Origin of the sequence: Aminobacter sp. Y103A (genome assembly GCF_030294925.1) — a bacterium.
In the GTDB taxonomy this organism is placed as follows: Bacteria; Pseudomonadota; Alphaproteobacteria; order Rhizobiales; family Rhizobiaceae; genus Aminobacter; species Aminobacter ciceronei.
In genome coordinates this window covers 1-22266 of the sequence record NZ_AP017988.1, presented here as the reverse complement: position 1 = coordinate 22266, position 22266 = coordinate 1, and the positions used below count along the sequence as shown (strand labels likewise).

Genomic DNA, 22266 nt, shown 5'->3' with positions numbered 1-22266 from the left:
CCATTTTTTGGTTGCCGCTACGTAAGCGGAAGCAAGCGCTTGCTCAAAAACGTCTAAGAAACGGGAGGAAGTGATGATCGTTCAAACATTCGAGCATTCTGTACATGTCAAGGATGCACACAATGTCATCCGGGACATCAGCAGCATCGAGGATGCGCTGCAATTCTTGGCCCAATGGCCGGAACATCGGCGTGGCTCGATCTACGACGTAGCTTCCCGCGCTTGCTGTTTCGCACGCGACGATCGCGTTCCCATAGATGTCGCACGGAGTGCATTCGCTAGCTTCGCGCGCTCGGCCGGGATCCTGCGGCACACACCAGTGCCAATAGAGCCGTGGATGATCGTGCCCAAACGCGGCCCTGGCATGCCTCTCTGAAGCTTGAAGGCCCTGCCTCTGAGGAAGAAGTGATGCTCTTCGCGTGCTGAATGACCGTCTGCCGCGATTAGAAGCTGCCTAAAGCTGCACGCTCTCGAAACCCCGTGGAGGTGGCGTATGGTTACTGCGCTCCTCTATCGGGACGTTATCCATTCAACGAAGATGCTGTAGGCGATTACGAACAGCTTTGGTGGAATATCCCGAAAAATACAATGGCGAATATTAAACCCAGAGAGCCGAACATCCGAACAATACTGGCACGTTGGTTGACTTGCCGAGCGTGTAGACCCTCAGAACATAGTCGATGCTGCTGGAGAGCAGCATGCGACCTTGAGACCTGATCGATTGATTTCCCGCGTTGGTCGGCTAGGCCGTGTGGACTCTTGGGATTCCCATGAGCGACCAAATCAGATTCATATGTGGACGCCCCTGATTGGCAATGGCTTTTGGTGAGCTTCTGATCGGTCGCTTTCATATGTCCGGCCTGTTTGTGCGGAGCAGTTTCCGCTGGCCCTGATGGAAATCCGCGAACGAGATCCCTGATCAAGCTGGCGCATTCGAGACGCATTGAATCACACGGGGTGTTCTCGTTCTTGGTCGATCATCTCGCATCACGTTCTGCCGTCACCAATTCCTGTGTTTGCCTGTAGCGGCTGGCGGCCGTCAGCAGGCGCTGATCCGATATGGGCTGAACTGCTGCCCGCGGGCGAGAAGAGCCCAGGCGATCCGCGCGGTCTTGTTGGCGAGAGCGACCGAGACCAGCCGCACCGGTTTCTTCGCCAGCAACGATTGCAGCCACTGGGCTCCTGGCGTCTGCTTGCCCCGGTTGTGACGGATCACGGCCGTAGCGCCGACGACAAGCAGCCGGCGAAGATAGCGGTCTCCCTGCTTCGAGATGCCGCCGAGACGTTGTCGGTCACCGCTCGAGTTCTGTTTGGGGACGAGGCCGAGCCAGGCTGCGAACTGGCGCCCGGAGCGGAACTGGCCGGGTTCGCTGACGGTGGCCACGATCGCCGTCGCGGTGATCACGCCGATGCCAGGAACGGCCGCCAGGCGCCGGCTCGCTTCGTTCTGGCGATGCCATTCGTGCAAGACCTTGTCGAGCTTCCGGAGTTCGTCTTCCAGTTCGAGGAGCCGGCGAACCAGCGTCGTCATCGCCACCTGCGCCATCTCAGGAAGCATAGTCTGTGGATCATGCTCGTCGAAGACGGCACGCATCAGCTTTATGAGGTTCACCACACCCGGGTTACAGACCAGTCCGAACTCCGCCAGATGCGCCCGCAGGGCGTTTGCAGCCATGGTGCGCTGGCGCACGACCAAGGCTCGGGTCCGATGAACCATCAGGATGCTTTGCTGTTCTGGCGTCTTGACTGGAACGAAGCGCATGGTCGGGCGCCGGACGGCTTCGCAGATCGCCTCGGCATCCGCGGCGTCGTTCTTGCCCCGCTTCACGTAGGCTTTGACATAGGCGGGCGGCATCAGCTTGACCTCATGCCCCAGCACCGCCAGGGCTCGCGCCCAATGATGCGCCGTCGCACAGGCTTCCATGCCGATCAGACAGTTCGGAAGCTTGGAGAAGAAATTGATCATCTGCTTCCTGAGCAGCCTCTTCACCACGACGACGGTGCCGTCATCGGCAATGCCATGAACCTGGAATACGCTTTTGGCCAAGTCGAGCCCAATCGTTGTAACCTTCATGTAAACGCTCCTTCCTCGGTGGTTCCGATCATCAACGGCCACCTTAAGGCACATCGATGCCGGCGCGAGGGGGCGTCCACCTCATCAAGGCTGTCTTTTGGAGGTAGCCATGGGGGTTCTGGATCGTCTGATCCTTCGGGATGATCAGTGGGAGCGGATGTCGCCCCACATCATTGGCGACAAGTGCACACGCGGCTCATCGGGCCGCGACAAGTTCCACACGAGACTACGAACGGAAAAAATTCGGGAATGTTCCCTGCTTTCGTTTGGCCACTGCAGGTCGCCTATCAACTGGAAGCTCGACCTGGTGCCATCCCTAAAGGACTTCCTGCACGGGGCAGCTTCGGCCTGTTCGCTGATACAATTCCATCAGCGCATCGGGTGGTGTAGGAGGATCTGCAAAGAGCGTCCGTTACAAGGACCACGCGAAAGCCTCCGTCGATCGCACCAAGCACGGTCGCCAGGACGCATACGTCAGTTTCCCCGCCAGTAATAACGAGAGCGTTGATCTCCGAATCCTTCGGCAATGCATCGAGCCGCCCTTCCGTCCAAGGTGAACCACAAGGCGGCGATGGCCATCGGGCTCCGGATCACTCCCGGGTTACGGCAATTGAACTAAGGGCCCGCCGTCGAGCAACATCGCACACGAGGACTGACGTCTAGATCGGCCACACCAACAGCAGCATTGGAACCGAGATGAGGACAATCAAGGCCGACAATGGAAGGCCAAGTCTCGGATAATCCGAAAAGCGATAGCCCCCAGGCCCCAGAACGAGGGTATTGCACTGGTGACCGATTGGGGTCAGGAAATCACACCCGGCGCCGATCGCGACCGCCATCAGGAATGCTTCTGGCCGATACTCAAGGCCTTGGGCGAATGCCACCGCTATCGGCGCCATGACAAGCACGGTCGCTGCGTTGTTCAGGAAAGGAGTCACGGCCATCGCCGACACGACGATGAGTGCCAAGGCGCCATATGGCGGCAACGCTGTTCCCACTCCTGTCAGCCACCCCGCTATGACATCGGTTGCACCTGTGCTGCGCAAGGAATCGCTTACAGGGATCAGAGCCGCCAGCATGACCAAGATGGGACCGTCGACCGCCGTGTAGACCTCGCGAATGGGTATGACCTTGAGGAACACCATCATAGCGGCGGCCGCGAAAAACGCGACCGGAACCGGGACTAAGCTAGCTGCTGTAGCGGCCATTGCCGCAATGAGTATAACGACCGGGATAATCCCTTGACGACCACTGCCAAGGTGGATGGGCCGCTCCGCCAGCGGAAGGCAGCCCAATTCACGCAGGATCCGAGGCAATGCCTGCCGATTTCCCTGAAGCATGATTACGTCGCCAGGACGCAGGCTCAGGGTGCCCAGACGCTCCTGCAAACGTTCACCCTTGCGGCTGATGGCCAGAAGATTGACGTTGAAGCGATCGTACAGCGCCAGGCGTTGCGCAGACCAGCCAACCAGGCTTGAATTTTCGCCGACAACCGCTTCAATCGCTTCGGCCTCCAATCCCCTGCCTTCAAAGAACGCCGGGTCGCGATCGCCCGTGACGCTCAGCTTTGCTTGGGCCACCAATCGGTCGAGGGATTCGTGATCGCCCTCGATAAGAAGGATGTCTCCCTCCTTCAGCACTGCGTCAGGGAACGGTGTAACTCGAAGACCATCCGAACGCATGATCGACGTGACGACAGCATCCTGATCCGACAGCCTCAACAACTCCCCGACGGTCTTGCCGAGAACAATCGAGCCTTTGTCGACCTTGGCTTCGGTCACGTAATCCTGGATGTCGAGCGCTTCATGCATGGACATGCCCCCATGCGTTCTCTCCGGCAGAAGCCAGTAAAACGAGATGAGGAAAACTGCGCCCGCAGTAGCGAGGCTTGCGCCTATAGGCGTGAAATCAAACATTGTGAATGCGGCGCCGGTGATTTCTTCGCGCATTCGAGAGACAACGACATTGGGTGACGTTCCGATCTGTGTCATCAGTCCGCCCATCAGCGAGCCGAATGCCATCGGCATCAGGAAAACCGATGGCGAAACTTTGGAACGGCGGGCAAACTGGAACGCGATCGGCATCATGATCGCCAAGGCGCCAATGTTCTTGACGAAGGCGGAGAGGACCGTAACCACGATCACCAAGAGTGCTAGCTGGGCGCGTATCGAACTGACATTCGGTGCCCACCGTCGGATCGACCATTCCATGATGCCTGAGCGGGCAATTCCTGCGCTAACCAACAGCGCACTGCCAACGATGATAACGATGTCGTCACTGAACCCGCTGAAAGCGGTCCGGAAAGGTACGATCCCCACCGCGAGGGCAGCCAAGAGCGCTCCGACCGCGACGAGATCGTAACGAAAGCGATCCCACACGAACGCAGCCATCATCAGAGCAATGATTCCTAGCGCCAGGCCTTGCTCTGCAGTCATGCCGAACACGCACTCATGGCCAATACAGTCGATGGCTAGGCATTGGTGGACGTCTTCGTTGCCATGGTGCCGCCGGCTCCATCCAGAGCCTGTCATCGAGGGCGATACTGCAGGCGCTCATCAGGACTCCGCCCCTGCCGCTTTGGAGTCAGTAGTATTACCAGACGCGAGCAACGCGCCAACGGGAGACAAGTTCCCGGGCCGACGCGAACGACAGGAGAGCGCCTCGAGCACATGGTGTATCCGTCTGATTCCGATTTCGCCTCCAACGGCCCCGAAAAATCCTGGAAGACTCCCACGCGCCAAAAGAGATCACTGGCGCAGAGCAGGCAAAACGCGAAAGCCCCGCCATCTTGCGATGACGGGGCCTATTGTCTGCCGCGGTACTCAATACATGCCCGCAGATGCTCAGGATGCATCGTCGACAGTTAATATTGGCCCACCCTTAAAAGCCTAGCCACCCTTCGGCAGAGGGGACGTCAAAATTCTAGGCAGGCCCGACCAGCCAATTGCTGCCTCCGATGGCGCCCAAACCGGATTGCCCAAGTACTGGCCATTTCCAGATGCTTGAGGTTCGGACGCTAAAAAAGCAACCAAGCGGTTGCGTTCAATGCGCCCGCCCAATACCGTACTGGCAACCAAGAGGTTGCCAAATGCCAATCCATAAAGATCAAGACCGAATTGAAAAAACGGTCGATCTCGCTGCGCCCGTCGCGCGGGTGTGGCGAGCCCTCACTGATCCAAGTGAATTTGGAGTGTGGTTTCGAGTCCGACTCGATAACGGATTCGCCGTTGGAGAGACGACAACGGGGACGATGACTTATCCCGGGCATGAGCATGTGAAATGGGTGTCGGTAACAGAAGCTATGGACTATGAGCGTTTGTTTTCTTTTTCTTGGTCTCCTTCAGCCGTGGATCCGGATACGGAGTATGGTGAGAAGGCGAAAGTGCTGGTCGAATTTCGTCTGAACCCAATCGAGTCCGGCACACGGCTCGTCATCACAGAATCCGGCTTTCAACAATTTCCAGAATCAAAGCGGTTGGAAATCCTGCGTTCAAGCTCTGAGGGTTGGGACACGCAGGTCGATAACGTGAAATCTCATGCTGAAAGCTAGCGACGGTATTGAATCAGCACCAGTATTTTCGGCGTTGGGAGATGTCACCCGCCTGGAGCTCGTTTCCCGGCTGAGCGATGGACAGCAACATTCGATTACGGAACTTGCGGAGGGCCTGAAGCTGACGCGTCAGGGGGTGACAAAGCACCTGCGAGTTCTGAAGCAGGCTGGCATTGTCCACTCAAAGCGCATCGGAAGAGAAACACGGTTCACTATCAAGCCTGATCCAATCTCGAAAGCCAGAGACTTCTTGGCCCGCGCCTCGCTTCAATGGGACCAAAACATTGGAAGATTGAAGGCGTTCGTTGAGGAATAATTCCAGGAAATACCCTCCCGCAAAGGCGACCGTCGCGGATCAACTACGCTACGTTAATGGGTCGGGAGCGTAGTCAGCGCGCCCGATTTGGGATCCAATCGCTGAGCGGGTGTAGGATCGGCCTACCATCCCCAATAATTGGGCATTTGACCGCCGTGAACTTGCCTCCCAGGGGTGTTGATTTGCGCTGAGAGCTGACCCGGGATGGCGGGAAATTATCACTGAGAATTGACCCATGTTTCAATCATCCCCTGCATGGTTTCAGCGGGGGCTCTGGAGTGATCGACATGGCGTTACTGAGCGTAATCCGACGCTGGCATTTTCGAGAGCAGATATCGATCCGGGAGATTTGCCGCAGGACTGGCCTATCCCGGAATACGATCCGCAAATACCTGCGCCTGGACGGCGTGGAGCCGAAGTTCAAGGTCCCGGAGCGGCCGAGTAAACTTGATCCATTTGCGGATCGGTTATCGGCCTGGCTGAAGACAGAAACGAAAAAGAGCCGCAAGCAGAAGCGGACGATGAAGCAGTTACATGCCGATCTGGTGAGCCTCGGCTATGACGGTTCCTACTGCCGTGTTGCCGCCTTTGCTCGAGAATGGAAGGTGGACCGGCAGAGAGAACTCCAGACAACAGGACGCGGCACGTTCGTCCCACTGGCATTTGAGCCAGGTGAAGCCTTCCAGTTCGACTGGTCTGAGGATTGGGCGATTATCGGTAACGAGCGCACCAAGTTGCAGGTGGCGCATACGAAGCTGAGAAGTCAGGCGCGCTTTCGTCGTCCGGGCCTATCTCCTGCAGACGCACGAGATGCTGTTCGATGCGCACAATCATGCATTCCGCGTCTTTGGCGGCATCCCTAGCCGAGGCATCTACGACAACATGCGCACGGCGATCGACAGGGTTGGCCGTGGCAAGGAGCGCGACGTCAACGTCCGCTTCCTGGCGATGGCCAGTCACTATCTGTTTGAGTCCGAGTTCTGCAATCCTGCATCCGGCTGGGAGAAGGGACAGGTCGAGAAGAACGTTCGGGACGCGCGTCATCGCTTCTTTCAACCGATTCCGCGCTTTCCATCACTGGAAGCGCTGAATGATTGGCTTGAGCTTCGATGCAAGGAATTCTGGGCAAGGACCCCACACGGTCAGATGCGTGGCACCATTGCCGACATCTGGGCCGATGAAGCTCCAGCTCTCATGCCTGTTTCCAGGTCGTTCGATGGGTTTGTCGAATATACGAAACGGGTCACCCCAACCTGCCTCGTGCATCTGGAGCGCAATCGCTATAGCGTCCCGGCGTCACGACACGAAAGTGGTGAATCTGTCCGACTTTTGAGAACGTATGAAGAACTCACACCGACTTGGCGGTAGATGCTGCTGATTTTTCGGCTTTGAGAGCCTCGTAGAGCGCGGTCTTTCCGATCTTTACGCGGGCGGCGGCTTCGCGGACATTCAGCCCGGCAGCCAGATGCTGCCGGGCCTTTGCGAGCTTCTCCGGTGTTACAACCGCCTGGCGGCCTCCCCGTCGACCCCGTTCCTCTGCTGCCTGTAGTCCGGCGCGAGTTCTTTCCCGGATGAGATCGCGTTCGAACTGGGCCAGCGCCCCGAACAGATGGAAGACCAGGCGACCGCCAGATGTCGTGGTGTCGATGTTTTCGGTGATAGAGCGGAAGCCGACACCTTTGGATTCCAGCTCGGTGACGATCTCGATCAGGTGGTTCATCGATCGGCCCAGGCGGTCGAGCTTCCAGACCGTAAGCGTATCGCCGTCTCGCGCATAGCGCACGGCCTCAGTCAGCCCCGGCCGATCGGTTTTCACACCCGATGCCTTGTCTTCGAACAGTTTCTCGCAGCCCGCCTTGCGCAGGGCATCGAGTTGCAGCGCCGTATCCTGGTCGCCGGTGGATACCCGTGCGTAGCCGATCGAGCTCATGAGGTGTGATTTGTCCGCCTTCTCATTGAAGTCGGACAATGTCCGGTTTGCCGTCGAATGGCAAGGTTTACGGACGAAATCTGTGGAAGCTGCGAAACGACCGCTTGCCGGACAGGCATTTTCCCCTTCGGTGCAGCGTCTGCAACGAGAGGGAGGGTGATGAATGGCTCGAAGAGCATTGCTGGGCGAAACATGGTGGAGCCAGGTAACCACGATCCCGGATGAGGATAGGGAGATCGCCAAGCACTACACGCTGGACCAGTCGGATCTCGATCTGGTCATGCGACAGAACAAGGCGTCGAACCGGCTGGGACTTGCCTGCGTTTTGGCGATGTTGCGATTTCCAGGCCGACCACTCGCGGATGGTGAGATCCTGCCTTCCGGCGTCTTGCGATTCCTGGCGCGGCAGATCGGTGCCGATCATCGCGAGATCGCCCGATATTTCGATCGTCCGCAGACACGCCGCGAGCACCTCGCCCTGTTGTTCGAGAAAATGAATATGCGCCCATTTGCGTCTTCGGACGTGCGGGCACTGACCGGCTGGCTGACGCCTGCGGCGCAAACCCTGCGCCGGGCCGATGTTCTGGCGGATATGGTTGTCGAGGAATTGAGACGTCGGCGAATTCTCCTGCCGCCGCGCGGAGCACTCGAAGCCATCATCCATGTTGCAATCCGGCGTGGCATCCGCATCGCTCACCGGGCCCTGGCTGGCGGGCTTTCGGAAGGCCAGAAGCATGACCTCGACAAACTTCTCGACCCGCGTGCGGGAACGAATGTGACCATCCTTGCGTGGGCGAGAACACCGGCATTGTCACCTACCGCCATCAATCTCGACAGGATAGCCGAACGCGTTCAGATTCTTCGGTCACTGAACATGCCAATGGGATTGATGGAGCGCATTCCGGCCAAGGTTTTTGACGAACTCGCCGCGGAAGGGACGCGGATGAGCGCGCAGCATTTGCGCGACCTCAATCCTGAACGCCGGCACGCCGTGCTGGCGGCAACAGTCCTGCATCTTTCCCGCCATCTGACCGATTGCGCAATCGACGTGTTCAAGAAGCTGATCGGCGCCATGACGCGGCGAGCCGACAATCAGGCGACCGCCCGCATCACCCGCTCCGTCCGGGAGGTTCAAAAGCCGCTGAAGGACGTTTCGAAAGTTTGCCACGCGATCATCGAGGCCAGGCAGAAGGGCGAGGATATCGGCAGGTCGATCGAAGCGGTCATTCAATGGCCGACCTTCACGACCAATGTCCAGGCGGTCGACACGCTGATTGCCCCCGACAGCATCGATGGCAAAATCGAAATGCTCCAGCGCTATCCAACGATCCGGAAAATGGCGCCGGAGTTCCTGTCGACGTTTGTGTTTCGTGGCCACGCGGTGGCGGCGAATCTCCTGCGCGCGCTATCCATGGTCGCTGATCTGTACCGCAAAGGGAAAAGAGCAATACCCGACAGGGCTCCCATATCCTTTGCACCGAGAGGCTGGATGCCTCTCATCCTGCAGGATGGCAAGATCGATCGCAGGGCCTATGAACTGTGCCTGTTCAGCGAATTGAAACGCCGCCTCAACGCCGGCGATGTCTGGGTGGAGGGTGCCAAACGTTTCCAGTCCTTCGAGAGCTTCCTCATTCCGGAGCCGACATTCGAGTTGATGCGCGAGGAAGGTCCGCTTCCAGTCGCCGTCGATACCGATGTAGAAACCTATCTGAAGCAGCAGCGTCAGACTTTGAACGATGGATTGAGCGAGCTTTCCCGCCTGGCGGAAGCTGGTGAGCTCGACGATGTCGAATTGGCCGGTGCGGGTTTCAGCGTCACGCCGCACAAGGCCATGTTTCCGGACATCGCGAAATCGCTGAAACCGAAGGTAGAAAACCGCCTGCCTGCCGTCCGCATCACCGACCTGCTGCTTGAGGTGGACGCTCGCACAGGATTTTCCAACGCGTTCACCCATCTGCGCACCGGGCGCACAGCCGACAACAAGCTTGCCCTGCTTACCGCCGTTCTGGCGGACGGCATCAATCTCGGACTCACCAGAATGGCGGATGTTTCCCCCGGGCTGACGATGCGCCAGCTCGCCTGGGCGCACGACTGGCATATCCGGGAGGAGGGCCACGCCGGCGCTCATGCCATTCTTGTTAATGCCCAGAGGCAATTGCCTCTCGCGAAATTGTGGGGCGACGGAACCACCTCATCCTCGGACGGGCAGTATTTTCCGGCGGGAGGGCACGCCGAGGCGATCGGCGACCTCAACGCCCGCTATGGCCCTAACCCCGGCGCCAAATTCTATCGCTTCACCTCCGACCAGTATGGCGCGTTCCATATCATCGCAATGAACGCCAATGCGAGCGAGGCCATCTACGTTCTCGACGGTCTGCTCTATCATGGCAGCGACCTCGCCATCGAAACCCATTATGTCGACACCGGCGGGGTCAGCGACATGAGTTTCGCTCTTTGCCATCTTGTAGGGTTCCAGCTCGTGCCCCGGTTGCGCGGCCTCAAGGATCGCCGGCTCTATCTATTCCCGGGCGACACGCCTCCCGAAAACCTCGCACCGCTCGTCGGCGAACCCATCAACGTCGAGCGGATCAAGGCAAACTGGGATGACATCCTGCGTCTCGTTACCACTATCCGTTCCGGCCAGGTGCGACCTTCGACCTTGCTGGCGAAACTGTCCGCATTCCCGCGCCAAAACGGACTGGCGCTCGCCTTGCGCGATATCGGACGCATCAATCGATCCATCTTCCTACCCCAATGGTGGCAGAATCCCGAAATGCGCAGGAACGCCACTGCCGGCCTTAACAAGAGCGAGGCCCAGAACACCTTGGCCCGGGCGCTGTTCTTCAACCGGCTCGGAGAACTGCGGGACAGAACCTTCGAGAGCCAGTTCTACAGAGCGTCCGGGCTGAACCTGCTCATCAACGCCATCGTCTACTGGAATACGCTCTATCTCGAACCGACTTTCGCCGAGCTCAATCGCGAAGGCATTGCGACGCCGGCCGACGTGATCAAGCACATTACGCCTCTCGGATGGCAGCATATCAGCCTCACCGGCGATTACATCTGGACTCCGACTGACAGCCCCGAACTCAGGCCGCTTCGGCGCGAGACGTCCATGCTGGTCTCTTGATCACTGTATGTTCTCAAATGTCGGGCAGATTCACCACTTTCGTGTCGTGACGCCAACGACGTCTACCCAACCGCCATCCGCCTCGCGATCCTTTTTTCGCATGAGCAACTTCACGATGCGCTGGCGCTTCTTGCGGCTGAGTTCGAGGCGAAGGCGGAAAGCTTTGCCGATATACTGAAGCTCGGCCGTACGCAATTGCAGGATGCGGTGCCCATGACGCTAGGACAGGAGTTCGGGGCGTTCGCTATCACGTTGCGCGAGGACGTCACCCGGCTTAGGGAAATAGTATCGCTCTTTCGGGAAGTGAACCTCGGCGGAACCGCGATCGGAACCGGAATAAATACGAGTTCCGAATACCAGGCTGCCGCGCTTGAAGAACTTCGCAAGATCACTGGCCTTCCGCTTGAGTCCGCCGGCAACCTGATCGAAGCCTGCTGGGACACTGGGGCCTTCGTGCTCTTCTCGGGAATGCTGAAGAGAACCGCCACAAAGCTGTCAAAGATCTGCAACGACCTTCGGCTCCTTTCCAGCGGGCCGCGCGGTGGTCTCAACGAAATCAATCTGCCCGCTCTACAGCCCGGTTCGTCGATCATGCCGGGCAAGGTCAATCCGGTCGTTCCCGAGGTAGTCAATCAGGTGGCATATCAGATCATCGGCTACGACTTGACGATCACGCTTGCCTCGGAGGCCGGACAGCTACAGCTAAACGTCATGGAGCCGGTCATCACCTATAATGCGCTGCATTCGATCGAGCTGCTTTCCAATGCGATCGACACGCTACGCACCCGATGCGTCGCTGGCATCTCAGCGAATCCAGAGACCTGCCGCAGGCATCTTGAAGCCAGCACGGCAGTGGCCACCGCGCTGACGCCGGTGATCGGTTATGAGCGCGCGGTCGATTTGGCCAAGCAGGTTCTGGCTACAGGCAAGACTCTTCGAGACATTCTTTCGCAGCAGGACGATCTCTCAGAGGATTTGATCGCACAAATCTCGAATTTGCACCTTTTGGTGCGACCGACTCGGTCCACGATAGCCTGAGACGGGCATCCCCTTTCTAGGAAGGCTCAAGGGAACTCCTGCCAACTGCCGGAACGCGAGCGTTTCCAAGATGGCACTGGGGGCCGTACCAAGACCAGTTCCAGTCGATGGAATCTAACGCTTAGCGCAGGGTCTAGAGCGGTTAACAGCTCCTGTCGGTCGATGGAAACGCCGTTCTTGGACCTCCGGCAAGCAGCGATCGGGAGGAGCGGTTTTGGTGCAGACGCGGCATGGATTCTCTCAGCCCTGATTTGTGCGCGAGAGAGGGCCAGGAAATGCTCAACGGGTTGCGCGAGGATGCAGTGGCGGGTCGGCTAAATTCCTGCCGACTGCTGGCCTAATCGTCGTTACTGCAGCCAAAGGGGGAGAGCGTTCATCGTCGCATCCTTCCACGTGCTCGATGGCATCTCGCACTCCACCACGGGCCGCGACAGCGAGGATGACTTCCAGCATTTGTTCGAAGATTTCGACCTCAACCAACTGAACTATTTGCGACCGTTCTGAGATCAGCATCGCGCGGCTATGGAAGAGGGCTGTTATGCAGGCTTGCGCGCCATAGTCTGGCGATAAAACTTTCGACCAGGGGTGTGGTAGATGCGCTCGCCATCAGCACTGATATTTCCTTTGATGTCACACGACGATGAGCCCAGGAGTGTGAAGCTCGGGCTCGGCGCCACAGCAGTTGGCGCGATGTCGTCAGTGTAGTTTGCCCGCGAGTCCAATGGTTTCTGAAACTGTCCCTGCCAGGTGCCGCGCTTGGCATCTTTTGCCGCGACTTGGTGGCCAGCATATTCGAGCCCCGAATATTGCGCCCAATAGAGTGCGTGGCCGCTCTCGACCAGCCAACCGGCAACCGATTGGCGGTCGGCACGAATGCAGTTGCCGACAAAGCGGCCATATTGATCCCACCCGACGAACGCGCACTTGACCGGACGAGACTTTGCTAAGAATTGGTCGAGCGCCGTCTCTATGTCGAGCTTTCAAGTAGATCGGTCTCGGCGCCCCGGTGCGTGAAGATGGTCAACAACCAAAACAACGCTATCGCAGCTGGTGTCGCCATTGCGGCAGTTGGCGCAGCGGTGGCGGTCTGCGCCAACAACGATTGCGGGGGTGGAGGAAGCTATCGCCCAATCTATTACCAAGGTGCTGATTGGGACGCCTTCTACAATCAGTACGGTCAAATTGTCTGGGTTTGCCGGGAGGTCGCGTCCGGTCGCTTTACCTTAGACACCAACTGGGTATTGTCACGGTAACGGCTTGTTCGGACCGGCCGCGATAGACGCACACGCATGAACACCTCGTCCATCAGCTACAAGCGCCATCGTTTTCCGCCCCAAATCATCGCCAATGCGGTATGGCTCTACTTTCGCTTTCCGCTGAGCCTGCGCTTGGTCGAGGAACTGCTACTGGAGCGCGGCATTGTCGTTTCCTATGAGACAATCCGCCGATGGGGACTGAAATTCGGCCCGGACTATGCTCGCCGGCTCCAAAGGAAGCGTCCAGGCCCGAACGATACCTGGCATCTGGATGAAGTCGTCATCGGCATCGCAGGTAAGAGGCATTGGCTTTGGCGGGCCGTCGATCAGGATGGATATGTCCTTGACGAGATCGTCCAGAACCGCCGCAACACCAAGGCTGCCAAGCGATTGCTGATGCGCCTGTTGAAGAAACAGGGTGCCGCGCCCAAGCGCATGATCACAGACAAGTTGCGATCCCATGGAGCAGCCAGGCGACAAGTGATGCCGGCCGTCGAGCACCGGTCGCACAAGAGGCTCAACAATCGAGCCGAGAATTCGCATCTGCCGCTGCGAAAACGTGAAAGGACGATGCAGGGTTTCCGATCGCCAGGAAGCCTCCAGCGCTTCGTCTCGATCTTCTCGGCTCTTCGCAATCTATTCGTCCCGCCCCGCTCAAAACGCTCTGCTCTCGCCATCTACATTCACCGCCTGCAAGCGATGGCGGAGTGGAACGTCGCGGCTGGGAAACTCGCGTGAATTGAGCATCACCGGATCAGCGCAATCATTTTCAGATAACGTGACAACACCCTTCTCGGGTCTCCATTCACGCGGCAACGCGCATGCGACGTTAACTTTTCAACCGCGATTTGTATCGCGCAATCGTGTTTTTTCCCTTGTCGATGTTCGCACGATTCTTCAGCCGTCGACTTTTGCTCCATTGTCTTCATCGTCGCCCTCCCCGCCAGCCAGCCCGGCCGGAATGTCGCCGGCCAACAGCCTCTCTTTCGACAGCAACCCGGCGTCCTCAAGCGCCTCGAATTCCGGCAGGTCGCGTAGCGTGTCGAAGCCGAAGTGGGAGAGGAACGCCTTGGTCGTCACATAAGTATAGGGCGCGCCAGGCTGCGGCGAGCGCGGTCCCGACGCGATAAGATCCTGCGAGCGCAGAACCCCGATCAGATCGCGCGATACCTCCTTGCCAAAGAACGACGATAGCTCGCCGCGGGTGATCGGCTGGAAGTAGGCAATGCCCATCAGCACCAGCGCTTCCGATTGAGTCAGCTCTTTTTCGCCCTCGCGGCCTTGCTGGCCGAAGGCGGCCTGGATGGCGTCGCCAAAAACCTTTTTGGTCCGATGCTGCCAGCCGCCGGCGACCGACACCAGCTCGTAGGGCCGCCCGGCGAGCTCGGCGCGAATGTCGTCGATGATCAGCTCGATGTTGCAGCTTTTGCCAACCACTCCCGCGAGCACACTACGTGTGACCGGCGTGCTGGCGGCAAAGATTACCGCCTCGACGCGCCCCATCCATTCACGCCAACGCAGTTCCGGCGGCAGGTGCTCGAGCTCGCGGTCGAACAGCCCGAGCTGCTCGTTTTGCCCTTTGCGCGCGGCGAATCCGACCATCGCTACAGCCCATACAGCCGGAAGGAGGAACGACCCGACAGCTCTCGCACCGCCTCGAATGTTTGTAGCCGCTCGAACAGCCGGCGCGCCCCGAACCGCGACAGGGTTTTGGTGGTCAGCGAGCCGGGCACGGCATCGTCGTCGAGCAACTTTTTGATCGCGTCACCAGCCCCTTTGGCGCGCAGTTTTGGCATCACTGCCGCAAGCCGCTCGGCGCGCCGCGACAGCTCACCAGCCAATCCACAAGCGTCGGCTGCGCCCTGGACCAGCGCCAGGCACACCGCCCTTTCAAATCCTTCCCCTCCCGGTCGGATGCGTGTTCCTGCCGCGCGCGGTCCTTGCGTACGAAAGGCGGGGCCAAAAGCGTGCGCCATCAGCAGCGGCGCCGGCCGTGGCCAGCGCAGTTTTTGCGCCAGCACCAGATCGGCGCACCACCAGGCCAGCAATTCTGCGCCAGGCGACAGGGCAACAATCTGGCTGGCGATCGCCGCGGCGACAAACGGCGCCGCCCGGCCGGAGCGGACCAGGTCGTTAATCGTTCCCGGGAGATCGGCAAAGGCGTCGTCCCAGCGCAGACCGAGCAGCACGACCACTTCGGCCAGCCGCGCAGTGTCGATCACCGCCGACCGGGCCGCGAGCTGCCGCCACGCGGCCAAAATGGTGCCGGCGGGACCGGGATCACCGGCGGCAGAGCGCAGATACCAGGCGTCACGGAGCGCACTCTCATCTTCGCTCCGACCGGCGAGGCGCACGGCGGCGGCGGCGCATTTCAGCGCCAGCCGCTGGCGCCAGGCGCCGGCCCAGGGCGGTTCGGAACGCACCAGAGTGTCGAGCGACGTCAAGGCGGCGCCGGCAAAGAAAGCGGCGTCGGTTTTGTGGTCGACCGGCCCGCCCGGCAATGCCCAAGACGGCAAACGCAGCGGCGGAGACGAAGCGGCAGGCCGTGGGTCGGTTCGAATCATGCGTGCTATGGTAAACGGGGCGTGCGCTTTATGCTATCTCTCTCTCCTAAAACCGCACAGCCTGTCATACGCCAATCATGAACGATAATCTTGCCTTATCATTCATTTGATGGCCTACTGCCGAAATGGCCTCTCACGTCGCGCAAAATCCGGAAAACCATAGCAAACTGCGTTCGCCTCGACGAGAGAGCACCTCTGAAAACGCCGTTCCGGGTCAAAATCGCCGTCATGACGATGTTTCCGTCGATGACCTGCCCGACATCGTCGATGTCGTGATGGCCATGGGCCGGCAGGCGGAGGCGGCCATCGAGCCCGGCGCTGTCGTCGGTGCCGACGGCGGAGGCACCTCCCCTGCCCTCGCGTCCGACGACGTCTCGCCCGTCCGCCGCCATCCGGGCCAGCTCGATGAGCTGGCCGAGCGTGCGCGCGGTTATGTCAAGGCGGCCAGTTCCGCCAACACCCGGCGCGCCTACGCCGCCGACTGGAAGCACTTTTCCGACTGGGCCCGGCGCCAGGGTTTTGCCACCATGCCGCCGGATCCCGAGACCGTCGGGCTCTACATCACCGCGCTCGCTTCCGGCGCCGGCATCGGCGACAAAAAATCCGTGTCGACCATCGAACGACGGCTCGCGTCCCTGAGCTGGAACTATGCCCAGCGCGGGACAGAAAAGCTCGACCGGAAACACCGTGCCATCGCGACCGTCATGGCCGGCATCCGCAATGCCCACGCCCGCCCTCCCCGGCAGAAGGAAGCGCTCCTGCCCGAAGATCTGATCGCCATGCTGGAGACGCTCGACAGGGGGACCCTGCGCGGCCTGAGAGATCGGGCGATGCTGCTGCTCGGTTTCACCGGAGCGCTGCGCCGCTCCGAGATCGTTGGCCTCGATTGCGGCCGCGATCAGACCCAGGATTCTTCGGGCTGGATCGACTTTTTTCCCAAAGGCCTGCTGGTGACGTTGCGCGGAAAAACCGGCTGGCGCGAGGTCGAGATCGGCCGTGGATCGGCCGACTCCACCTGCCCTGTCGTGGCCCTGGAGACCTGGCTGAACCTTGCCCGCATTTCCCATGGCCCACTGTTTCGCCGCGTGACCGGTCAAGGCAAAAAGGTCGGCACCGAGCGGCTCAACGACCAGGAAATCGCCCGTCTGGTCAAACGTACCGCCCTTGCCGCCGGCGTCCGCGGCGATCTGACCGAGTCCGAACGGACCGGGCTTTTTGCCGGCCATTCGCTGCGTGCTGGCCTTGCCTCTTCGGCCGAGGTCGAGGAGCGCTACGTGCAGAAGCAGCTCGGCCATGCCAGTGCAGAAATGACCCGCACGTACCAGCGCCGCCGCGACCGCTTCCGCGTCAACCTCACCAAAGCGAGCGGACTCTGATTGAGGGAACGGCCCTCCTCGCCCGCTTAAGCGGCGCGAGCGTCCATATCAGTTTGGTATGACCACAGCATCAGCGATCCCCTCCCCTATTGCGCCGCAATTCAGCTCCACCCGCAAGTAGCCGCTGTGAGCTCCCTCTGCAGCACTCCATACCCTGCTATCAGCGACATTTACCTTGCATTTATGGAGCAGGGCTCCATAAATGCAAGGATGATTATCCGCAGAATTACCCCTGAAGTCCTCGAAATGCTCGACACGTCGCCGGCCGTTGCGCTGCTGGGACCCCGCCAAGTCGGCAAGACCACGCTTGCGCTGGAAATCGGCGAGACGAGGCCTTCAATTTATCTGGACCTCGAATCTGATGCCGACCGCGCCAAGCTGATCGAGCCCGAACTCTATCTCACAAGACATGAAGACAAACTCGTCATCCTCGACGAAGTCCACCGGCTCCCAGGGCTGTTTCAGAATCTGCGCGGCCTAATCGACCGCGGTCGCCGTGCTGGCTTGCGGACCGGACGTTTCCTGTTGCTCGGATCGGCCTCCATCGATCTGATGAAGCAATCGAGCGAGACGCTTGCCGGCCGCATTGCCTATCTAGAAATGCACCCGCTCGATGGCCTGGAGGTTGCCCCACGGGATCTTTCCTCCCTTTGGGTGCGTGGGGGGTTTCCTGAAAGCTTCCTTGCGCCTAATGACCGAGCCAGCCTGCGCTGGCGACAGGGTTTCATCCGCTCCTATCTGGAGCGCGACATACCTATGCTGGGGCCTCGCATTCCAGCTGAAACCCTGCGCCGCTTCTGGACAATGCTCGCCCACCACCAATCTGGCTTGCTCAATGCCGCGGAATTTGCCCGGGCACTGGGCATCGATGGCAAGACGGTCGCTTCATATCTCGACCTTCTTGTCGATCTGCTGCTCGTCCGCCGCCTCGAGCCCTGGTACTCCAATGTTTCCAAACGTTTGGTCAAATCGCCCAAGATCTACGTCCGCGACAGCGGCCTCACTCATGCACTGCTGGGTCTCGGCACACAGGAACAGCTTCTGGGTCATCCTGTCGCCGGCGGCAGTTGGGAAGGTTTCGTCATCGAGACCCTGTCGGCAGCAGTTCCCGAAGGCACTGGCATAAATTTCTACCGCACATCGGCCGGCGCCGAAATCGACGTCCTTCTCACCTTGCCAGGCGCAGCCGTGTGGGCGATCGAAATCAAACGCAGCCTGTCACCGAAGGTCGAGAAAGGTTTCCATTTAGCAGCCGAAGACATCAGGCCAGACCGCCGCATCCTCATCTACCCCGGCACGGAGACCTATCCGCTGCCCCACGACGTCGAGGCGATGCCGTTGACCGTGGTCGCAGCTGAGCTCGCAAAGCTGCACTGATCTATCCCGCTTTGGCCTGGGCCCCTCCCCTGCCGCGCAGCAGCGCCATGAGCACCGGCCCGATCGAGAATTCGCCGGCCCGCGCTTTCGCCGTCAGGCTGCGCAGATAGCCGCCCGGGCTGGAAATGGCCTCGCCCTTCTGCAGCATCGCCGCCACCATGATCGCGGCATCCACCGCCCCCATCGCCTCGCAGGCCTGGTTCCAGGCATCCGGGCTGACGCCGAGGGCGCCGCGCACCAGATTTGCCGTTTCCACCAGATCCGCCCAGCCCGAAATGCCGTTTCGTGCGTAGTCGGCAATGTCAGGGCAGGCACGCAGCACCATGCCAAGCGGATAACCCGTTGGCGGCTGGCTCCTGGTTTCAGGTTTCACCGCAGCGGCCGTCCCTTGGCCTTTTTCGAGGCCTGGTTCAAATTCATGGGGGTGTGTATTTGAATTCAGTATGTGGCGCTCGGAATGAGACTCATTGGCGCTTGTTTCTTCAGTTTTTACGTGACTTTCCAGCGCCTTGCGTACCTCCTGGGCAAGCGCAGCCAGATCGGCGGCAATCGGTTCGAGCTCGAGCCGGCTCGCCGTGCGTGGAATAGCCGCCACTATGTCACGATAACTGAGATGCAGGCGTGGCCAATCAGCCGCAATGCCCTCCTCGAGGCCGAATGCGATCATCTTGGCGATGTCACGACGCAGGATGGTGATGCGCTCGCGGACGAGCAGAAGCGACCGCCGCTCAGCCCTCACTGCCTCGGCCATGCGCTCGAATTCTTCGGCACGGGCCAGAAGCGGCGTCAGGTCGAAGCCAAAGGCCTGCTCGATCGCACCGTCAAAGCCTTTGCGGGCATAGCGCTTGCCATTGGGGCTGTCGCGGCGCACCACCAGGCCGCAGTCGACGAGCACCGAGAGATGCCGCCTGAGCGTCGCCGGCGCCATGCCATGCGCCCTCAGCGCCAGCTGGGCATTGGACGGAAATACCACCAGCCCCTCCCCTTCCACGAGATCCGTGTCGGGATGGAAGCTCAGCAGCGCGTTGAGAACAGCAAGGGCGCGATCGCTGGCGCCAAGCAATTGCTTGGCCTCGCAGACGGCACGGAACACCTGCCATTTGTTGGAGCTGGCGCCAGGCGCGCAGCTGTCGGCCGCCATCTGACCTGCCACCATGGCAAGCGACAACGACCGCCGCCCAAAGGGCGTCGCCGAGATATGCGGATCCATAATTTCCCTGCCTTTCAAAGAGGCAAAAGAAATCTGCTCACCAGTTAGGTGCCGTGACTCTTGACACTGATTCGGGGAAATGCGATTCTCTAGTTCTTCACGCTATGAGAAGGGCTTCCACGACGGCAACGTTTTTGGGGGCCTTTTTCTTTTGCGGTATGTCTCCGTTTTCTACTTTTCTGCCCGCCTGAAAGCCTCGTAGAGGCTGTCCAGCTGGTCCGTGATGAAATCAGCAAAGCGCGGGCCGTCCGCGGCCTCAACAGCAATCAACGCCTTCTTCGGTGTCTTCTTCACCGACACGCAAACCGATTTGTCGCCGGCGGCCCAGACATTGGGCGCTGCGGACACCTTGGCTTTCTTGGGTGCTCTCTGAGACTTCAGGAAACCCAGAAGGGCGTTGAAGGCCTCATCGCTCGCATTTCCTGTCGCAAACTCCTCCGTAGCAACGAACGCGACGGCTTTAGCGGCATTGGCCGGGACCTGCACGATCTTCTTGAGTTCTTCCCACCGATCGCGCCCAACGCCCTTTGCAGCACCCACTGCCTCGAGGATTGCCTCGGGAACGGTTTCTGCAACCGAACTCATACGAGAGAGTAGCGTATCGTCGATGGTCAGGGCGGATTTAACGACATCCTTTGTCATGCCGCTGTCGAGAAGCTTTCGCGCGAAAAGAGCCTTTTCGATGAACGACAAATCGGCGCGGGCCGTATTCTCCTGCCCCTGGGCGAGGACATGCTCGATATCAGCCAATGGCTTCACCACCGCTCGCACGCTCGTGCCAAGATCCCTGGCAACCTTCGCGCGACGATGCCCGAACACGATCATGTATCGCTGTGTGTCATCAGGATGCGGCCGGACCAGGATTGGAGTCGATTGCCCCGAACGCCGAATTGCATCGCGCAGCTGCTGGTATTCTTCGTCGTTGTCGCCAATGCGATCAGCAACAAACGACCCATCAAGCAATGCCGGATCAAGCGATACAACCGTTTCGCCATCAATCATCCGCAGCGAGTTCTCGGCCAATTCGTCCAATGACTGGATCATGGAACGAGAGGCGCCGCGCATTGCATACTGCGAGCGAGCTTCCGAAGCCGAATGGGCCGTTTCACTCTTGTCGCCAGCCATTGACGCAGCCACACTTGCCAGAAGATGCTTTCTAGCCATTGCCGCCTCCGAAACTCCAGCTCATCAATTTGATTTCACGCAGAAAAACGGCGTTCTGCACGGCTGTCAAAATTGTCATCTGCGTCCCCATGCCTGGTGGACGAGCCCGGTGATTTCAGAGTTCACCAGGTTGAGGCTTTCCATTGCCCGGTCGTAGGTCGAACGCGTAAACTGGCTCTTCTCTACTTCGTACAATGTCTGCTTGGTTATGCCCGCATCCGAGATGGCGGTGGATTTCAGCATCTGGTTCTTGAGCATCCGTTTGTTAAACAGTGCCTGCAGAAACCCGACCATCTGAGCCTGTGGTCCATCGGTCGGTTCGTAGCGCGTGACGAGGTAGCGGAACCACTTCAGCTTGACCCCTGCCCCTGCCCCCTTGATGGACTGTAAGATGCCTCCGAGCATCAGCAGAAACTGGCTCATCGACATGATGTCGAGCATCTGCGGATGGACGGTGATGAGCACTGACGTCGAAGCCGTCAATGCCGTCAGCGTGAGATAGCCCAGCTGCGGCGGGCAATCGATGACCACCACGTCATACCGATCGTCGACCTCCTTGAGGGCATTGGAGATCCGGGTGAAGAACAGCTTGCCTTCAGTGGAGTTCTTGCTGGTCGCAGCCAGCGGTGTTTCGTATTCGTATTCTTGCAGCTCGAGGTTCGCGGGCACGATATCGAGCCCAGGGAAGTTGGTCGGCCGGATCACGTCCTTGATTGACTTCCGTTCGCCGTCATAGCGAAGCGCCTCATAGAGAGACGGGTTCTTGTCGAGTTCTGGCTGTATGCCATGGAGAGCTGACAGAGAGGCCTGAGGGTCAAGATCGACGGCAAGCACGCGATGTCCGGTGAGAGCCAGATGCTGCGCTAGATGTGCTGCGGTCGTAGTCTTTCCGCTGCCACCTTTGAAATTGACGACGGAGATGACCTGCAGCGCCTCACTCTGACGGCGATGCGGAACATAACGCTTGAAGTCGGTGCGGCCATGCTTGTCGAGGTATTGCCTCAGTTCGAGCATCTGCTGCGCCGTATAGGAGCGGCGGCCAGACGGGGAAACCTCAGGCGCAGGCCCCTTCCCTTCCAGGTGAAGCTTCTTGATATGGTTCTGAGTGACACCGATAAAGTCCGCGACTTCAACCGACGAAAACTGCCGTAGCCCTTTCAAGGCATTTGGGGGATATTGCTCCAGACGGAGCATGTTGAGTTTGTCTGAGATGAGTTCCCCTTGTTCGAGAATCTCCTCATCAAAGTCGAACTCGACGTCGTGGTTGGGTACCAAATTCAT

17 protein-coding genes and 3 pseudogenes are annotated in these 22266 nt (G+C 59.4%); 11 read left to right on the top strand and 9 right to left on the bottom strand.

Going from position 1 to position 22266, the window contains the following annotated elements; translation table 11 throughout:
• Positions 1–73: 73 nt before the first annotated feature.
• The gene (locus Amn_RS30005; protein ID WP_286299385.1) at positions 74–376 is read left to right on the top strand and encodes a DUF982 domain-containing protein; all 303 of its coding nucleotides are present in this window, start codon (positions 74–76) and stop codon (positions 374–376) included.
• A gap of 663 nt (positions 377–1039) precedes the next feature.
• On the opposite strand, the gene Amn_RS30000 is transcribed toward Amn_RS30005, so the two are convergent.
• Positions 1040–2074: an IS110 family RNA-guided transposase gene (locus Amn_RS30000; protein ID WP_202330503.1), complete on the bottom strand. Its 1035-nt coding sequence runs from the start codon at positions 2072–2074 to the stop codon at positions 1040–1042.
• Between the two features lie 109 nt (positions 2075–2183).
• On the opposite strand from Amn_RS30000, the pseudogene Amn_RS29995 reads away from it, so the two are divergent.
• Positions 2184–2285 (top strand): annotated as a pseudogene (locus Amn_RS29995) (IS5/IS1182 family transposase); the annotation flags it as partial.
• Between the two features lie 76 nt (positions 2286–2361).
• Here the strand turns inward: Amn_RS29995 and Amn_RS29990 are convergent.
• A complete protein-coding gene (locus Amn_RS29990) occupies positions 2362–2601 on the bottom strand; it encodes an isochorismatase family protein (protein WP_502874784.1) in 240 nt (79 codons plus the stop codon).
• A 132-nt stretch (positions 2602–2733) separates the two neighbouring features.
• Positions 2734–4509, bottom strand: coding sequence for an SLC13 family permease (locus tag Amn_RS29985; RefSeq protein WP_286299383.1), 1776 nt, complete (start codon positions 4507–4509; stop codon positions 2734–2736).
• Positions 4510–5162: 653 nt separating this feature from the next.
• Between Amn_RS29985 and Amn_RS29980 the strand changes: the two genes are divergently transcribed.
• The 3 genes and pseudogenes from Amn_RS29980 to istA all read left to right on the top strand — a co-directional run.
• On the top strand, positions 5163–5624 hold the full coding sequence (locus Amn_RS29980) for an SRPBCC family protein (RefSeq protein WP_286299382.1): 462 nt from the start codon (positions 5163–5165) through the stop codon (positions 5622–5624).
• Positions 5611–5940, top strand: coding sequence for an ArsR/SmtB family transcription factor (locus Amn_RS29975; protein ID WP_286299380.1), 330 nt, complete (start codon positions 5611–5613; stop codon positions 5938–5940). The genes Amn_RS29980 and Amn_RS29975 overlap by 14 nt, the downstream gene beginning before the upstream one ends.
• Positions 5941–6227: 287 nt before the next feature.
• Positions 6228–7269: pseudogene (gene istA / locus Amn_RS29970) on the top strand (IS21 family transposase); the annotation flags it as partial.
• A gap of 19 nt (positions 7270–7288) precedes the next feature.
• Here the strand turns inward: istA and Amn_RS29965 are convergent.
• On the bottom strand, positions 7289–7870 hold the full coding sequence (locus tag Amn_RS29965) for a recombinase family protein (RefSeq protein ID WP_286299618.1): 582 nt from the start codon (positions 7868–7870) through the stop codon (positions 7289–7291).
• 163 nt (positions 7871–8033) lie between these two features.
• On the opposite strand from Amn_RS29965, the gene Amn_RS29960 reads away from it, so the two are divergent.
• The 4 genes and pseudogenes from Amn_RS29960 (at position 8034) to Amn_RS29945 (ending at position 14032) form a co-directional block, all read left to right on the top strand.
• A complete protein-coding gene (locus tag Amn_RS29960; protein ID WP_286299379.1) occupies positions 8034–11000 on the top strand; it encodes a Tn3 family transposase in 2967 nt (988 codons plus the stop codon).
• Positions 11001–11045: 45 nt separating this feature from the next.
• Positions 11046–12038, top strand: a pseudogene (locus Amn_RS29955) (lyase family protein); the annotation flags it as partial.
• Positions 12039–13054: 1016 nt separating this feature from the next.
• Positions 13055–13291 carry a hypothetical protein gene (locus tag Amn_RS29950; RefSeq protein WP_286299377.1) on the top strand — a complete coding sequence of 79 codons (237 nt, stop codon included), beginning with the start codon at positions 13055–13057 and terminating at the stop codon, positions 13289–13291.
• Between the two features lie 36 nt (positions 13292–13327).
• Entirely contained in the window at positions 13328–14032 is a 705-nt protein-coding gene (locus Amn_RS29945) for an IS6 family transposase (RefSeq protein WP_286299375.1), read from the top strand.
• Positions 14033–14191: 159 nt separating this feature from the next.
• On the opposite strand, the gene scpB is transcribed toward Amn_RS29945, so the two are convergent.
• Both scpB and Amn_RS29935 read right to left on the bottom strand, forming a co-directional pair.
• Positions 14192–14896: an SMC-Scp complex subunit ScpB gene (gene scpB / locus Amn_RS29940; RefSeq protein ID WP_286299374.1), complete on the bottom strand. Its 705-nt coding sequence runs from the start codon at positions 14894–14896 to the stop codon at positions 14192–14194.
• A gap of 2 nt (positions 14897–14898) precedes the next feature.
• On the bottom strand, positions 14899–15858 hold the full coding sequence (locus Amn_RS29935; protein WP_286299372.1) for a DUF1403 family protein: 960 nt from the start codon (positions 15856–15858) through the stop codon (positions 14899–14901).
• 125 nt (positions 15859–15983) lie between these two features.
• Here Amn_RS29935 and Amn_RS29930 point away from each other — a divergent pair, with 125 nt between their 5' ends.
• Positions 15984–17234, top strand: a complete 1251-nt coding sequence (locus tag Amn_RS29930; protein ID WP_286299370.1) for a site-specific integrase — start codon at positions 15984–15986, stop codon at positions 17232–17234.
• A 210-nt stretch (positions 17235–17444) separates the two neighbouring features.
• On the top strand, positions 17445–18611 hold the full coding sequence (locus Amn_RS29925) for an ATP-binding protein (RefSeq protein ID WP_286299613.1): 1167 nt from the start codon (positions 17445–17447) through the stop codon (positions 18609–18611).
• Position 18612: 1 nt separating this feature from the next.
• Here the strand turns inward: Amn_RS29925 and repC are convergent, their stop codons facing one another.
• The 3 genes from repC to repA form a co-directional block, all read right to left on the bottom strand.
• Positions 18613–19821, bottom strand: a complete 1209-nt coding sequence (repC, locus tag Amn_RS29920; RefSeq protein ID WP_286299368.1) for a plasmid replication protein RepC — start codon at positions 19819–19821, stop codon at positions 18613–18615.
• Between the two features lie 171 nt (positions 19822–19992).
• Positions 19993–20946, bottom strand: coding sequence for a plasmid partitioning protein RepB (gene repB / locus Amn_RS29915; RefSeq protein WP_353622447.1), 954 nt, complete (start codon positions 20944–20946; stop codon positions 19993–19995).
• Between the two features lie 114 nt (positions 20947–21060).
• A complete protein-coding gene (repA, locus tag Amn_RS29910) occupies positions 21061–22266 on the bottom strand; it encodes a plasmid partitioning protein RepA (RefSeq protein WP_286299363.1) in 1206 nt (401 codons plus the stop codon).

Coding starts and splice junctions, on each gene's coding strand:
- Amn_RS30005 (WP_286299385.1), top strand. CDS start 74: ATGATCGTTCAAACATTCGAGCATTCTGTACATGTCAAGGATGCACAC.
- Amn_RS30000 (WP_202330503.1), bottom strand. CDS start 2,074: ATGAAGGTTACAACGATTGGGCTCGACTTGGCCAAAAGCGTATTCCAG.
- Amn_RS29985 (WP_286299383.1), bottom strand. CDS start 4,509: ATGACTGCAGAGCAAGGCCTGGCGCTAGGAATCATTGCTCTGATGATG.
- Amn_RS29980 (WP_286299382.1), top strand. CDS start 5,163: ATGCCAATCCATAAAGATCAAGACCGAATTGAAAAAACGGTCGATCTC.
- Amn_RS29975 (WP_286299380.1), top strand. CDS start 5,611: ATGCTGAAAGCTAGCGACGGTATTGAATCAGCACCAGTATTTTCGGCG.
- Amn_RS29965 (WP_286299618.1), bottom strand. CDS start 7,870: ATGAGCTCGATCGGCTACGCACGGGTATCCACCGGCGACCAGGATACG.
- Amn_RS29960 (WP_286299379.1), top strand. CDS start 8,034: ATGGCTCGAAGAGCATTGCTGGGCGAAACATGGTGGAGCCAGGTAACC.
- Amn_RS29950 (WP_286299377.1), top strand. CDS start 13,055: ATGGTCAACAACCAAAACAACGCTATCGCAGCTGGTGTCGCCATTGCG.
- Amn_RS29945 (WP_286299375.1), top strand. CDS start 13,328: ATGAACACCTCGTCCATCAGCTACAAGCGCCATCGTTTTCCGCCCCAA.
- scpB (WP_286299374.1), bottom strand. CDS start 14,896: ATGGTCGGATTCGCCGCGCGCAAAGGGCAAAACGAGCAGCTCGGGCTG.
- Amn_RS29935 (WP_286299372.1), bottom strand. CDS start 15,858: ATGATTCGAACCGACCCACGGCCTGCCGCTTCGTCTCCGCCGCTGCGT.
- Amn_RS29930 (WP_286299370.1), top strand. CDS start 15,984: ATGGCCTCTCACGTCGCGCAAAATCCGGAAAACCATAGCAAACTGCGT.
- Amn_RS29925 (WP_286299613.1), top strand. CDS start 17,445: ATGATTATCCGCAGAATTACCCCTGAAGTCCTCGAAATGCTCGACACG.
- repC (WP_286299368.1), bottom strand. CDS start 19,821: ATGGATCCGCATATCTCGGCGACGCCCTTTGGGCGGCGGTCGTTGTCG.
- repB (WP_353622447.1), bottom strand. CDS start 20,946: ATGGCTGGCGACAAGAGTGAAACGGCCCATTCGGCTTCGGAAGCTCGC.
- repA (WP_286299363.1), bottom strand. CDS start 22,266: ATGAATTTGGTACCCAACCACGACGTCGAGTTCGACTTTGATGAGGAG.